The organism is Streptomyces sp. NPDC046915, from assembly GCF_040644935.1.
Taxonomy (GTDB): domain Bacteria; phylum Actinomycetota; class Actinomycetes; order Streptomycetales; family Streptomycetaceae; genus Streptomyces.
Window position 1 is genome coordinate 1 of sequence record NZ_JBEYXB010000028.1, and the last position, 13,866, is coordinate 13,866.

At 71.7% G+C, this 13,866-nt stretch carries 13 protein-coding genes; 3 read left to right on the forward strand and 10 right to left on the reverse strand.

Going from position 1 to position 13,866, the window contains the following annotated elements:
• Nucleotides 1-557 precede the first annotated feature (557 nt).
• Complete coding sequence (trpS, locus tag ABZ915_RS42455; protein ID WP_361814755.1) at nt 558-1,592, forward strand: tryptophan--tRNA ligase; 1,035 nt, start codon at nt 558-560, stop codon at nt 1,590-1,592.
• Here trpS and ABZ915_RS42460 read toward each other — a convergent pair.
• On the reverse strand, nt 1,523-2,563 hold the full coding sequence (locus ABZ915_RS42460) for a helix-turn-helix domain-containing protein (protein WP_361814986.1): 1,041 nt from the start codon (nt 2,561-2,563) through the stop codon (nt 1,523-1,525). The two genes, trpS and ABZ915_RS42460, sit on opposite strands and share 70 nt — an antisense overlap.
• Nucleotides 2,564-2,646: 83 nt before the next feature.
• On the opposite strand from ABZ915_RS42460, the gene ABZ915_RS42465 reads away from it, so the two are divergent.
• A complete protein-coding gene (locus ABZ915_RS42465; RefSeq protein WP_361814758.1) occupies nt 2,647-3,231 on the forward strand; it encodes a cysteine hydrolase family protein in 585 nt (194 codons plus the stop codon).
• A gap of 52 nt (nt 3,232-3,283) precedes the next feature.
• On the opposite strand, the gene proC is transcribed toward ABZ915_RS42465, so the two are convergent.
• The 6 genes from proC to ABZ915_RS42495 all read right to left on the reverse strand — a co-directional run bounded on the left by proC (nt 3,284) and on the right by ABZ915_RS42495 (nt 8,013).
• A complete protein-coding gene (gene proC / locus ABZ915_RS42470) occupies nt 3,284-4,096 on the reverse strand; it encodes a pyrroline-5-carboxylate reductase (protein WP_361814761.1) in 813 nt (270 codons plus the stop codon).
• Between the two features lie 553 nt (nt 4,097-4,649).
• Nucleotides 4,650-5,402 carry an ABC transporter permease gene (locus tag ABZ915_RS42475; protein ID WP_361814764.1) on the reverse strand — a complete coding sequence of 251 codons (753 nt, stop codon included), beginning with the start codon at nt 5,400-5,402 and terminating at the stop codon, nt 4,650-4,652.
• The gene (locus ABZ915_RS42480) at nt 5,399-6,211 is read right to left on the reverse strand and encodes an ABC transporter ATP-binding protein (RefSeq protein ID WP_361814767.1); all 813 of its coding nucleotides are present in this window, start codon (nt 6,209-6,211) and stop codon (nt 5,399-5,401) included. The genes ABZ915_RS42475 and ABZ915_RS42480 overlap by 4 nt, the downstream gene beginning before the upstream one ends.
• 32 nt (nt 6,212-6,243) lie before the next feature.
• Nucleotides 6,244-7,047, reverse strand: a complete 804-nt coding sequence (locus ABZ915_RS42485) for a class I SAM-dependent methyltransferase (RefSeq protein ID WP_361814770.1) — start codon at nt 7,045-7,047, stop codon at nt 6,244-6,246.
• 75 nt (nt 7,048-7,122) lie between these two features.
• Nucleotides 7,123-7,644: an EamA/RhaT family transporter gene (locus ABZ915_RS42490; protein ID WP_361814773.1), complete on the reverse strand. Its 522-nt coding sequence runs from the start codon at nt 7,642-7,644 to the stop codon at nt 7,123-7,125.
• A gap of 42 nt (nt 7,645-7,686) precedes the next feature.
• Nucleotides 7,687-8,013, reverse strand: a complete 327-nt coding sequence (locus tag ABZ915_RS42495; protein ID WP_361814776.1) for an SH3 domain-containing protein — start codon at nt 8,011-8,013, stop codon at nt 7,687-7,689.
• A 185-nt stretch (nt 8,014-8,198) separates the two neighbouring features.
• Between ABZ915_RS42495 and ABZ915_RS42500 the strand changes: the two genes are divergently transcribed.
• Entirely contained in the window at nt 8,199-10,391 is a 2,193-nt protein-coding gene (locus ABZ915_RS42500; protein WP_361814779.1) for a serine/threonine-protein kinase, read from the forward strand.
• Nucleotides 10,392-10,443: 52 nt separating this feature from the next.
• On the opposite strand, the gene ilvD is transcribed toward ABZ915_RS42500, so the two are convergent.
• The 3 genes from ilvD to ABZ915_RS42515 form a co-directional block, all read right to left on the reverse strand.
• On the reverse strand, nt 10,444-12,297 hold the full coding sequence (gene ilvD, locus ABZ915_RS42505; protein ID WP_361814781.1) for a dihydroxy-acid dehydratase: 1,854 nt from the start codon (nt 12,295-12,297) through the stop codon (nt 10,444-10,446).
• 110 nt (nt 12,298-12,407) lie between these two features.
• A complete protein-coding gene (locus ABZ915_RS42510) occupies nt 12,408-13,016 on the reverse strand; it encodes a TetR family transcriptional regulator (protein ID WP_361814784.1) in 609 nt (202 codons plus the stop codon).
• On the reverse strand, nt 13,013-13,834 hold the full coding sequence (locus ABZ915_RS42515; RefSeq protein WP_361814787.1) for a sugar phosphate isomerase/epimerase: 822 nt from the start codon (nt 13,832-13,834) through the stop codon (nt 13,013-13,015). Before ABZ915_RS42515 ends, ABZ915_RS42510 begins: the two co-directional genes overlap by 4 nt.
• Nucleotides 13,835-13,866 lie beyond the last annotated feature (32 nt).

Sequence of the window (13,866 nt, forward strand, 5' to 3'; positions counted from 1 at the left end):
CCGATTTCCTCGGTGCTTTCCAGGTTTCCGCTCTCGCGTTTCCCTTTCCGGCGTTTCCGACTCTATCAGATCCTCGCGGCGTCTGATTCCCAGTCGGGGGGTTTGTCTTCGGGGCTGTTGGGCCCTTCCGACGAGTGAGACTTTAGCGGATTCCCGGCTCCCGAGCTAATCGGGGGTCGTGTCCTTTCGAACGCGGATTCCTCATTTCGCAAATACGCGCGCCAAAGCACACGGCAACGGATCGCCGAGCTGTGGCTGGTACCTACGGAATGGCTGTCCGGGGACCGACCGGAGTCGGCGCTCACGTCGGACAACTCGGAGAACCTTACGGATCGGGTCGGGGTGTGTCAACTCGCGGCGGGACGGCAGGCCGGCGGCGTACTCTGGGCCCGTGACTACGCGTACGTACAACCAGCAGTGGTGGGCCGCCTGACGGCGGCCGCGCTCACGTATGCGTTCAACGGCCGCCGCCTCGGCGGCCGTTCTCGTTTCTCCCTCCAGAGCTCCTGAGGGTCGGCCGACCGGGACGGTGGCCTCGACCAGGAGGTGGAGTAGAGATGACGCGAGTCTTCAGCGGGGTCAAGCCGACCGGGCATCTGACGCTGGGGAACTACCTGGGGGCCATGCGGCGCTGGGCCGAGGTGGACCAGCACAGGTCGGACGCCCTGTTCTGCATCGTCGATCTGCACGCGCTGACCGTGGACCACGATCCGGCGCGGGTGCGCAGACTCAGCCGCCAGGCGGCGACGCTGTTGCTTGCGGCGGGGCTGGATCCCGAGTTGTGCACCGTGTTCGTACAGAGTCATGTCGATGAGCACGCGCGGCTGTCGTACGTGCTCGAGTGCGTGGCGACCGACGGTGAGATGCGGCGGATGATCCAGTACAAGGAGAAGGCCGCGCGGGAGCGGGCGCGGGGCGGGAGCGTGCGGCTGTCGCTGCTGACGTATCCGGCGCTGATGGCGGCGGACATCCTGGCGTACGGGACCGACGAGGTGCCGGTGGGGGACGACCAGGCGCAGCATGTGGAGCTGACGCGGGATCTGGCGGTGCGGTTCAACCAGCGGTACGGGCATACGTTCGTGGTGCCGAGGGCGACGTGCCCGGCGGTGGCCGCGCGGGTGATGAACCTCCAGGAGCCGGCTTCGAAGATGGGGAAGAGCGACGACTCCGGGCCGGGGATCGTGTATCTGCTCGATGAGCCGGACGTGGTGCGGAAGAAGGTCATGCGGGCGGTGACCGACAGCGGGCGGGAGGTCGTCTACGACCGGCAGGGTCGGCCCGGGGTGGCGAATCTGCTGGAGATTCTCGCCGCCTGTACGGGTGGGGATCCGGGGGCGCTGGGTGAGGGGTACGCGTCGTACGGCGCGCTGAAGAGGGACACCGCGGAGGCCGTCGTCGAGGTGTTGCGGCCGGTGCAGGCGCGGCACAAGGAGTTGTGTGCGGATCCCTCTTATGTGGAGGACGTGTTGCGTCGCGGGGCCGACCGGGCTCGGGCGATGGCGCGGCCGACCGTGGATGCCGCTTATCGCGCGATCGGGCTGCTGCCTTCGGTGCCTTCGGGGGCGGAGGCTGTCGTGAACGCGGTCCGGTAGGCGCGTGGGCTGGTGGCGAGGCGCGCTGCGAAGTGCTGGCGCATCGTGACCTCGCTGCCGAAGCCGGCGCGGCGGGCGACCTCGGGCATGGGGAGGTCGGTGCGTTCGAGGAGTTTCTGGGCCGCGGCGATGCGCTGGTCGAGGAGCCAGCGCAGGGGTGTCGTGCCGGTGGCCGCCGTGAAGTGGCGGGCGAAGCTGCGGGGGGACATGCCCGCGTGGGCGGCCAGGTCGGCGACCGTGAGCGGTTCGTGGAGGTGGCGCAGGGCGTGTTCGCGTACGGCGGCGAGGGTGTCGGCGTCGCGGTCCGCGCGGGGGGTGGGGCGCTCGATGAACTGTGCCTGGCTGCCGGTGCGGAAGGGGGCGGTGACCATGGAGCGGGCGATGGTGGCCGCGGCCTCGGCGCCGTGGGCGCGGCGGACCAGGTGGAGGCAGAGGTCGATGCCGGCTGCCGTGCCGGCCGCGGTCCAGATGTTGTCGTCCTCGATGAAGAGGGCGTCGGGGACGACGGTGACCTGGGGGTGGTGGGCACGCAGGAGGTCGACGAGGTTCCAGTGGGTGATGGCGCGGCGGCCGTCGAGGAGGCCCGCTTGAGCGAGGGTGAAGGCGCCGCCGCAGAGGGCGGCCAGGGGGGTGCCGCGGGTGTGGGCGCGGCGCAGGGCCTGGAGGACGGGGGCGGGTGCGGGGGTCAGGTGGTCGTCGAGGCCGGGGATCAGGATCAGGTCGGCGTGGTCGAGCCAGGTGAGGGTGCGGTCGGGGAGGAGGGAGAGGCCGCCGCGCATGGGGATGGGAGTGGTGTCGGCGGCGACTCGGCGCAGGTCGAAGGCGGGGGCGCCGCGGTCGGTGCGGTCGGTGCCCCAGACCTCGGTGATGACGGAGACGTCGAAGGCGCGGATGCCGGGGAAGGCGACCAGGGCGATGCGGTGGGTGCGGGCCGTGGGTGCCGTGGGTGGCCCGGGTGCCATGGGTGCCATGGGTGCCATGGGTGGCAGTTAATCATCGATCGCTGTCTTTTCGCCCTATGGGGCGGGCGGGCCTCCGGCGGCAGGATCGAGGCATGGAGATCGCGGAGAACGCAGCGCTGGTGGTCGTGGACGTGCAGAAGGGCTTCGAGGAGGCCGGTTTCTGGGGGCCGCGGAACAACCCGGCGGCCGATGACAACATCGCGGCGCTGATCGACGTATGGCAGTCGACGGGGCGGCCGGTCGTCTTCGTACGGCACGACTCGCCGAAGCCGCAGTCGCCGCTGCGGCCGGGGTATGCGGGGAACGACCTGAAGGAGTACGTGGCGGAGCGGCGCGGGAAGGGGGCGGGGGCCGAGTTGTTCCTGACGAAGACCGTGAACTCGGCCTTCCTCGGCACGCCCGATCTGGGGGCCTGGCTGACCGCGGAGGGGATCGGGCAGGTCGTGGTGATCGGGATCCAGACCAATATGTGCGTGGAGACGACGGCCCGGATGGGCGGGAACCTCGGGTACGACGTGGTGGTGCCGTACGACGCGACGTACACCTTCGATCTGGAGGGGCCGTTCGGCTGGCGGCGCAGTGCGGAGGAGGTCGCGCAGGCGTCGGCGGTGTCGCTGCACGGGGGTGGGTTCGCGCGGGTGGTGACGACGGAGGAGGTGGTGGGGGCGGCGGGCTGAGCCCATCGCCTCCGCCGGGGGCGCTCAGTTGGGGACGCCCAGTTGGGGGCGCTCAGTCCTTTTTGCCCGAGGCCAGTTCGCGGCTGCGGTCGCGGGCGGCCTCCAGGGCTGCGATGAGGGCGGCCCGTACGCCGTGGTTCTCCAGTTCGCGGATGGCGTTGATCGTCGTGCCGGCGGGGGATGTGACGTTCTCGCGGAGCTTGACCGGGTGTTCGCCGCTGTCGCGGAGCATGATGGCCGCGCCGATCGCGGACTGGACGATCAGGTCGTGGGCCTTGTCGCGCGGCAGGCCGAGCAGGATGCCGGCGTCGGTCATGGCTTCGACCAGGTAGAAGAAGTACGCGGGGCCGGAGCCGGAGAGGGCGGTGCAGGCGTCCTGCTGGGACTCGGGGACGCGGAGGGTCTTGCCGACGGCGCCGAAGATCTCCTCGGTGTGGGTGAGGTGTTCGGCGGTGGCGTGGGTGCCGGCGGAGATGACGGACATGGCCTCGTCGACGAGGGCGGGGGTGTTCGTCATGACGCGGACCACCGGGGTGCCGGGGGTGAGGCGTTCCTCGAAGAACGCGGTGGGGATGCCGGCGGCGCCGCTGATGATCAGGCGGTCGGTGGGGAGGTGGGGGGCGAGTTCGTCGAGGAGCGTGCCCATGTCCTGCGGCTTGACCGTGAGGATGAGGGTGTCGGCGTTCTTGGCGGCCTCGGGGTTGGTGACCGGGGTGACTCCGTGGCGGGTGCGGAGTTCTTCGGCGCGTTCTCGGCGGCGGGCGGTGACCAGGAGGTCGGCGGGGGACCAGCCGGCTCGGATCATTCCGCTGAGCAGGGCTTCGCCGATCTTGCCGGTGCCGAGGACTGCGACTTTCTGGGTCATGGGGTCATCTTTGCACCGGGGGTGCGGGGAGGGGGGCGGTGTCCGGTGGACGGGATGTGGTCTCGCCCCCGCCGCCCCTACCCATTCCCGTGCCCAGGGGCTCCGCCCCTTCGACCCCGCCGGGGGCTGCGCCCCCTGAACCCCCGCGGGGCTGCCGCCCCTTCGACCCCGCCGGGGGCTGCGCCCCCTGAACCCCCGCGGGGCTCCGCCCCCGAACCCCTCCGGGGCTGCCGCCCCGAACCCCGCCGGGGCTCCGCCCCCGAACCCCGCCAGGGGCTGCCGCCCCGAACCCCGCCGGGGCTCCGCCCCCGAACCCCGCCAGGGGCTGCCGCCCCCAGGACCCCTGCGGGGCTCCGCCCCTGCACCCCACCGAGGGCTGCCGCCCCGAACCCCGCCGGGGCTCCGCCCCCGAACCCCGTCGGCCTGAACGGCCTCGTCCTCAAACGCCGGACGGGCTGGGTAATACGGACCGGAGCCGAGTGATACCGGCCGGAGCTGAATAAGGGCGTCCGAGGCTGAGTAAGGGCGTCCGGAGCTGAGCAATACCTGGTCCTCACGCTGTTCGGCGGCGCAGTGTGGCTGCGCCCAGGGTCAGTACCAACAGGGCGCAGGCCGCGACGATCAGGGTGTCTCGGAGGAATGTGGCTGTCATGTCGGTGTGGTGGAGGACTTCGTTCATGCCGTCCACGGCGTAGGACATGGGGAGGGCGTCGGAGATGGCTTCCAGGGCGGGGTGCATGGCGGAGCGTGGGGTGAAGAGGCCGCAGAGGAGGAGTTGGGGGAAGATCACCGCGGGCATGAACTGGACCGCCTGGAACTCGGAGGCCGCGAAGGCCGAGACGAAGAGGCCGAGGGCTGTGCCGAGGAGGGCGTCGAGGAGGGCTACGAGGAGCAGTAGCCAGGGGCTGCCTGTGACGTCCAGGCCCAGGAACCAGACCGCGAGGCCGGTGGCCAGTGCCGACTGGACGATCGCCAGGGCGCCGAAGGCCAGCGCGTAACCGGCGATGAGGTCGCCCTTGCCCAGGGGCATGGCGAGGAGGCGTTCCAGGGTGCCGGAGGTGCGTTCGCGCAGGGTGGCGATGGATGTCACCAGGAACATGGTGATCAGCGGGAAGATGCCCAGGAGTGACGCGCCGATGTTGTCGAAGGTGTGCGGGCTGCCGTCGAAGACGTAGCGCAGCAGGAACAACATCAGGCAGGGGATCAGGAGCATCAGCGCGATGGTGCGCGGGTCGTGGCGCAGTTGGCGCAGGACGCGGGCCGCCGTGGCGGTGGTGCGGGAGACGTTGAGCGTCGTACTTGTCATCGTGCCGTCTCCTTCGCGCGGCCCGCGGCGACCGCCTCGTCCACCAGGTTCAGGAAGGCCGCCTCGACGGTGTCGGCGCCGGTGCGGGTGCGCAGGGCGTCGGGGGTGTCGTCGGCGAGGATCTCGCCCTCGCGCATGAGGAGGAGGCGGTGGCAGCGCTCGGCCTCGTCCATGACGTGGGAGGAGATCAGGAGGGTGGCGCCGCGGGTGGCGGCGATGTCGTGGAAGAGGTGCCACAGGTCCCGGCGGAGGACCGGGTCCAGGCCGACGGTGGGTTCGTCCAGGACCAGGAGTTCGGGGGTGCCGAGGAGGGCCACGGCGAGGGAGACGCGGCCGCGCTGGCCGCCGGAGAGGTTGCCGGCGAGGGCGTCGGCGTGAGTGGTGAGGTCGACGTCGGCGATCGCGCGGGTGACGTTCTCGTGGCGGCGGTCGGCCGCGGCGCGGCCGGGGTCGAGGATCGCGGCGAAGTAGTCGAGGTTCTGGCGGACGGTCAGGTCGTCGTAGACGGACGGGGCCTGGGTGACGTAGCCGATGCGGGTGCGCAGGGCGGGGTGGCCGGCGGGCCGGCCGAGGACCTGGAGGGTGCCGGTGACCTTGGCCTGGGTGCCGACGACGGCTCGCATGAGGGTCGACTTGCCGCATCCGGAGGGGCCGAGCAGGCCGGTGATCCTGCCGCGCGGGACGGTGAAGTCGAGGCCGCGCAGGACGGTGCGGGGGCCTCGGACGGCGGTGAGGGAGGAGGCCTGTACGGCGGGGGCCGACGGGGGGTCGGCGGGGGTCCCGGGAGGGCTGGGCGCGTAATTCATCATGCGATGAATAATGCGCCCGGCGCCGAGTGCCGTCAAGCGATGGCCACCAGCAGCTCCACGTCGTAGACCTCCTCCACGGTGGCGTCGGGGAAGGTGGTGAGCAGGTGGGTGCGCTCCTCGGCGAGGAAGGCGTCGGCGGTCGCCGGGTCCTGGATCAGGAAGGCCGAGTGGCTGCCGAGGTTGGCGAGGTGGGTGTCGAGGGGGACATGGCGGCTCCAGCGGACCGTGCGGTGGGCGAAGGCGAGGCGGCCGGAGGGATCGGCGAGGGCCGAGCGGCTGCCGTCGCCGTTCTTCTCCACGACGCGGTCGACACCGAAGTGGCGCTGGAGACGGTCCGCCTGTGCGTCGATCCACGGGACGTCGAGGGCGCTGGTGTTCCACCACAGCGCCAGGGCTCCGCCGGGACGCAGCACGCGCAGGGCCTCCGGGACCGAGCGGGCCGGGTCGGTCCAGTGCCAGGCCTGGGCGTAGGTGAGCAGGTCGGCGGAGGCGTCGGCCAGCGGGAGGGCGTCGCCGTTGCCGCGGACCAGCGGGACGTCGGGGAGGGTGCGGCGGAACTGGGCCGCCATGCCGTCGCCGGGTTCCACCGCGAGCACGTCGGCGCCGCGGGCGTGCAGCAGCGCCGTGGCTATGCCGGTGCCGGCGCCGACGTCGACGACCCGGGCGCCGGTGAGGGGGCGGGCGGCGAGTTCCTCGACGGTGTCGAAGAGGGCCGGCGGATAGGAGGGGCGGTTCGCGGCGTACCGGGCGGCGGCGCCGTTGAAGGAGTGGGCCCGGGAGGAGAAGACCGACAGGGATGGAGATGGTGAAGGAGACGGGGGTGGAGTTGTGGTCATACGGTCATGCTGGCTGCCGGGGTCCCGGGCATGCCGTCGATACGGGGAATGCCTTCCCTCCGCTTGCCCCTCCGCTTACCCCTTGCGGCGCTTCTTGGAAGGGTTTCCCGTGCGGCGTGTGGTACGGCGGGTGTGCTGGGCGCGGGCCTCTTCGTATTCGGCGCGGTGCAGCTTCTCGCCGGGGGCCTCGGTGAGGGAGCGGAAGAAGTAGGCGACGAGGGAGCCGACGAAGCCGATGGCCAGCAGGCCGCGCAGGGAGGCCTGGCGGGCGGGGTCGAGACGCTTGCCGAAGCCGTCCCAGGTGTTGCGGAAGGCCAGCGCGCTACAGATCGCGAACATCGCGACCACCAGGACGGTCACGAAGGCTCCGCTGCCCGCGATCTCCAGTCCCTGGTAGGCGAAGCGCAGGACGACGCAGGAGGCGACGGCCGCCGCCAGCGAGCCGGCGGTGACGGCCGCGCGGCGGGCCGCGTAGCCGTTGTCGTGGTTCACCCAGGTCGTGCCGAAGAACCGCAGGGGTTCGGGGCGGGGGCCGTCGCCGGGGGTGCCGCCCGGGGAGCCCGCCGTGCTGTCCGGGGTGCCGGTTTCGTCGCTCACGAGACGATTATGGCCGGACGGTGCGGCGGGCTCCGTGGCGGGTCAGGAGCAGCGGGAGGCCACGTAGCCGTCGCTGCCCGTGTGGACGTACGCGTCGGACACGTACTGGCCGTCGCCGATGTTGTCCCAGATGTTGGTGGTGCCGTACGAGCCGGTGATCGTCTGGCCCGGCGTCTGGCAGTAGATCGGGACCTTGGCGCCCTCGGCCAGGGTGCGGACGAGGCTGTAGTTGGTGCCGGGGCCGCTGCGGACGCGGAGCTGGACGCCAGGGGCGACCGAGTAGTAGCGCACGCCCGTGTCCGCGGCTGCCGCGGCGGTGGCGACTGTCTCGTTCCCGCCCTCGACTTCTCCGACATCGGTGACAGACATGTGGAAACTCCCCCCGTTCGATCCCCATGACTGCCATGGGGTCCCGTTGATTCCCCGGAAACGCGCCACGAAACACATGTGCACGAATCGCACGCGAACGCTAGCAAGCCGCCTCTGTCTCGTACGAGTCATCGACTAGGCTCCGTGCGTCGCGCGCGCCGACGAACAGCACGGGGGGTGGTCCCATGGCGCCACAGCGGAACGCCGGAGCGGGCGCGGAAGCGGAACTTCCCGAGTACGCCGGTCACTACCAACTGGAGTCCCGCCTGGGCTCCGGTGGGATGGGCGTCGTGCACCTGGCCCGCAGCACCTCGGGCATGAAGGTCGCGGTGAAGGTCGTGCACGCGCAGTTCGCCAGGGATCCCGAGTTCCGCGGCCGGTTCCGGCAGGAGGTGGCCGCCGCCCGGCGGGTGAGCGGTGCGTTCACCGCGCCCGTCGTGGACGCCGATCCGGAAGCGGAACGGCCGTGGATGGCCACGCTGTTCATCCCGGGGCCGACCCTCGCCGGCCATGTGAAGGAGCACGGGGCCATGCCCCCGGACCGGTTGCGCCGGCTGATGGCCGGGCTGGCCGAGGCGTTGCGCGACATTCACCGGGTGGGGGTCGTGCACCGCGATCTCAAGCCGAGCAACGTGCTGCTCGCGGACGACGGGCCGAAGGTCATCGACTTCGGGATCTCCCGTCCCAAGGACAGTGAACTGCGCACCGAGACGGGGAAGTTGATCGGCACTCCGCCGTTCATGGCGCCGGAGCAGTTCAGGCGTCCGCGGGAGGTGGGTCCGGCCGCCGACGTCTTCGCCCTGGGGTCGGTCATGGTGCACGCGGCCACCGGGCGCGGGCCGTTCGACTCCGACAGCCCGTACGTCGTCGCGTACCAGGTCGTGCACGACGAGCCCGACCTGGCCGGCGTACCCGAGAACCTGGCGCCGCTGGTGCTGCGCTGCCTCGCCAAGGAGCCGGAGGACCGGCCCACGCCCGACGAACTGATGCGGGAACTGCGGTCGGTGGCTGCCTCGTACGACACGCAGGCCTTCATACCGTCGCAGCGTACGGTCGACACCCCTGCTGACGGCAAGACGCAGAGCGGCGGGGAGACCGGCGAACAAACCGGCGAACAGACCGGCGGGGAGCCCAAGGCCGTCGTGCCCGAGGCCGTCGTGCCCGAGGTCGGGAAGCCCGAAGGGCGGCGCCGGGGGCGCCGGGGCCGGTGGTTGTCCGTGGCTGCCGGGGTGCTGGCTCTCGTCGTCGGCGGTGCGGTCGTCTCGGTGCGGTTGCTCGCTGACCCCGGTCCCCAGGCCGCGGGCGGCTCGCACACCGTGTCGGCCGGGGCGTCGGCCGACGGGTTCATGCCGTGGGCGGAGAAGCCCGGGTCGGGAAACGCCGGGATGCCCCAATGCGCCGCCACCCCCGCCGCGTTGGTCTGCACGCAGTCGGGGCGGGTCTACGCCCTCTCCCTCTCCGACGGCAGTCTGCTCTGGCGGCACTCCGCCGCCACATCGCTCGGCAGCGGACCGCCCGTGCTGTCGGGTGGCCTGGTGCAGATCCTGACGGACGAGGGGCGGCACGTGGAGGCGCTCGATCCCGCGTCCGGCAAGGTGCGCCGGCGGCAGGAGGTCCCCACGGGCGGCGGATTGCGGTTCGCGGCGGACACCCTCCTGCTCACCGGGGCCGACGGGACGGTCACCGGCGTGGACAGCGCCTCGGGCGGGACGAAGTGGCACCGCCGGATTCCGGGGCAGACGATGCCGTCGTTCACGTGGTTCGCCGGGGACCGGGTGGCGTACGCGGCGAGCACCTCCGCCGACGGGTCGAGCACCCGGGTCACGGCGGTGGACCCGGACACGGGTGACGTGCGCTGGGACGCACGGCTCGACGGATCACTGCGGCCTGTCGGCACCAGTGACGGATCGGCCTACTTCCTCTCCGTCGACCCGGTCTACGGAGCCACGCGGGCGGTGGTCCGCTACAGCCCCGCGTCCCGGACGACACGGCGGGTGGCGGTGTCCGCGTATCCCGAGGACGCCCACGCCACCGTACGCGGGGACGTGGTCTACCTCATGGCCACCGGGGGCTCGCTGTCGGCCGTGGACACGGGCGCGCGCCGGCAGTCGTGGCAGTTGCAGACCTCCGTGAGCCGCGGCTCGGCACCGGTCGTCGACGGCGGCCATGTGTACGTCACCATCCCCGACGGGCGGCTGCTCGCCGTCGACGCCCGGCGCGGCAGGCTCCTCGGGCAGACGGCGACCCGGCTCGGCACGCGCACCGACCGGGTCGTCGCCACGCTGCCCGAGCCGGTGGTCGTCAAGGGCCGCGTCTACGCCTCCGCGCCCGACGGCACCGTCTTCGCCGTCGCCGGCCACGACCCGTCGGCCTGGTGACACCCGAAGGGGCCGCCCCCATGGGAGGCGGCCCCTGTCGGTGTACGAACGCTCAGCCCAGCTTGGTCACGTCGCGCACGGCGCCCTTGTCGGCGCTGGTGGCCATCGCGGCGTAGGCCCGCAGGGCGGCCGAGACCTTGCGCTCGCGGTTCTTGGGGGCGTAGGCGCCGTTCAGGGCCTGCTCGCGGCGGGAGAGTTCCGCCTCGTCGACGAGGAGCTCGATCGTGCGGTTCGGGATGTCGATGCGGATGCGGTCGCCGTCCTCGACGAGGGCGATCGTGCCGCCGGAGGCCGCCTCCGGGGAGGCGTGGCCGATGGACAGGCCCGAGGTGCCGCCGGAGAAGCGGCCGTCGGTGATCAGGGCGCAGGTCTTGCCCAGGCCCCGGCCCTTCAGGTACGAGGTCGGGTACAGCATCTCCTGCATGCCGGGGCCGCCCTTGGGGCCCTCGTAGCGGATGACGACGACGTCGCCGTCCTTGACCTCCTGGGTGAGGATCCGCTGGACGGCCTCCTCCTGGGACTCGCAGACGACCGCCGGGCCCTCGAAGGTCCAGATGGACTCGTCGACGCCCGCCGTCTTCACCACGCAGCCGTCGACCGCCAGGTTGCCCTTGAGGACCGCCAGGCCGCCGTCCTTGGAGTACGCGTGCTCGACCGAGCGGATGCAGCCTTCCGCCGCGTCCTCGTCCAGGGCCTCCCAGCGCTCGGACTGGGAGAAGGCCTCGGCGGAGCGGACACAGCCGGGTGCCGCGTGCCACATCTCCACCGCGTCGGCGGACGGGGAGCCGCCGCGCACGTCCCAGGTCTTCAGCCAGTCCGCCAGGGACGGGCTGTGGACGGAGTGCACGTCCTCGTTGAGCAGGCCCGCGCGGTGCAGCTCGCCGAGCAGGGCGGGGATGCCGCCGGCGCGGTGCACGTCCTCCATGTAGTACGTGCGGTTCTTCGCGACGTTCGGGGCGACCTTCGCCAGGCACGGGACGCGGCGGGAGACCTCGTTGATCTCGTCCAGGCCGAAGGGGACGCCCGCCTCCTGGGCGGCGGCCAGCAGGTGCAGGATCGTGTTGGTGGAGCCGCCCATCGCGATGTCCAGGGCCATGGCGTTCTCGAAGGCCTGGAAGGTGGCGACGTTGAGCGGCAGGACCGTGTCGTCGTCCTGCTCGTAGTAGCGGCGGGTGATGTCCATGACCGTGCGGGCCGCGTCGACGTAGAGCTGCTTGCGGGCCGTGTGGGTGGCCAGGACCGAGCCGTTGCCGGGGAGGGAGAGGCCGATGGCCTCGGTCAGGCAGTTCATCGAGTTGGCGGTGAACATGCCGGAACAGCTGCCGCAGGTGGGGCAGGCGTTCTCCTCGATACGGAGGATGTCCTCGTCCGAGATCTTGTCGTTCACGGCGTCGGAGATCGCGTCGACCAGGTCGAGCGTGCGGACCGTGCCGTCGACCAGGGTGGCGCGGCCGGACTCCATGGGGCCGCCGGAGACGAAGACCGTCGGGATGTTCAGGCGCAGGGCGGCCAGCAGCATGCCCGGGGTGATCTTGTCGCAGTTGGAGATGCAGACCAGGGCGTCGGCGCAGTGGGCCTCGACCATGTACTCCACACTGTCCGCGATCAGGTCGCGGGAGGGCAGGGAGTAGAGCATGCCGCCGTGGCCCATCGCGATGCCGTCGTCGACGGCGATGGTGTTGAACTCGCGCGGGATGCCGCCCGCCTCCGTGATCGCCTCGCTGACGATCCGGCCGACCGGCTGGAGGTGGGTGTGGCCGGGCACGAACTCGGTGAAGGAGTTGGCGACCGCGATGATCGGCTTCCGGCCGATGTCCGCACCGGGTACACCGGAGGCGCGCATAAGGGCGCGGGCACCCGCCATGTTGCGGCCGTGGGTGACTGTGCGGGACCTCAGCTCGGGCATCGTCGCTCGCTCCTTCAGACAGGTAGGGCTGCAACGAGCCTACGCCGGTCATCCAGGGATCGGGACAAGCTGTCCGGATTACGGGACGGATGTCTCGGGAACGGCTGCGCTCAGGGCCCGGTCAGGTGCCCCTGCACCACCGGCGCCACCCGCGCCACGATCTGCTCCAGGTCCGCCGACGCCAGCGGCTCCACCTTGATCACGTAGCGCAGCATCGCGCACCCCACCAGCTGTGCGGCGGCCAGTTCGGCGCGCAGTTCGGCGTCGGGCAGGTCGAGCTGGGCGGCGATGCGGCGCAGCAGCTGGGCGGCGACCAGGCGGCGGAAGACGGCGGCCGCGGTCTCGTTGTTGACGGCGGAGCGCACGATGGCCAGCAGGGGTGTCCGGGTGGTGGGGTTCTCCCAGACGCCGAAGATGAAGCGGGTCAGCCGCTCCCCCACGCCGTCCAGGGGGCCCGCGGCCACCGCGTCGGGGGCGTTCAGGGCGGGCGCGAAGGCGACCGCGATGGCCGCCTCGAAGATCTGGTCCTTGGTGCCGAAGTAGTGGTGGACGAGCGCGGAGTCCACGCCGGCGGCCTTGGCGATGCCGCGGACGGACGTCTTCTCGTAGCCGCGCTCGGAGAACTCCTCGCGGGCCGCGGTGAGGATGCGGTCGCGGGTGCCGGCCGACTCGGTGCGCGGGGGCCGGCCGCGGCGGCGGGCGCCGGTCGTCCCGGTCACCGCCGGGGCACCTTCACCGGAGAGGCCATGTGCAGCCGGGTGAAGGCCAGGGCCTCCGCGAGGTCGGCCTCGCGCTCGGCGCTGGACATCGCCCGCCGGGTGTTGACCTCGATGACGACATGGCCGTCGAACCCGGTCAGCGCGAGCCGCTCCAGCACCTCGGCGCAGGGCTGGGTGCCGCGGCCGGGGACCAGGTGCTCGTCCTTCGCCGAGCCCCTGCCGTCGGCCAGGTGGACGTGGCCGAGCCGGTCGCCCATCCGGTCGAGCATGTCGAGGGCGTCGGTGCGGGCGGTCGCCGCGTGGCTGAGATCGATCGTGAAGTGCCGGTAGTCGTCCTGGGTGACGTCCCAGTCGGGGGCGTAGGCGAGCATCTCGCGGTCGCGGTAGCGCCAGGGGTACATGTTCTCCACCGCGAACCGCACGTCCGTCTCGTTCGCCATGCGCCAGATCCCGGTGACGAAGTCCCGGGCGTACTGCCGCTGCCAGCGGAACGGCGGGTGCACGACGACGGTGCCGGCGTCCAGCTTCTCGGCGGCCGCACGGGCGCGCTCGAGCTTGATCCAGGGGTCGGTGGACCACACCCGCTGGGTGATGAGCAGGCAGGGTGCGTGCACCGCCAGGATCGGTATCGCGTGGTAGTCGGAGAGGCGGCGCAGCGCTTCGATGTCCTGGCTGACGGGGTCGGTCCACACCATGACCTCTACGCCGTCGTAACCGAGGCGCGCGGCGATCTCGAAGGCCGTCGCCGTGGACTCCGGGTACACCGAGGCCGTGGAGAGGGCGACCTTCGCATCTGGGACGCGGACGGGCTCTGCCATGAGGGACAGGTTACGGGCTGCGGTGAGCGGAA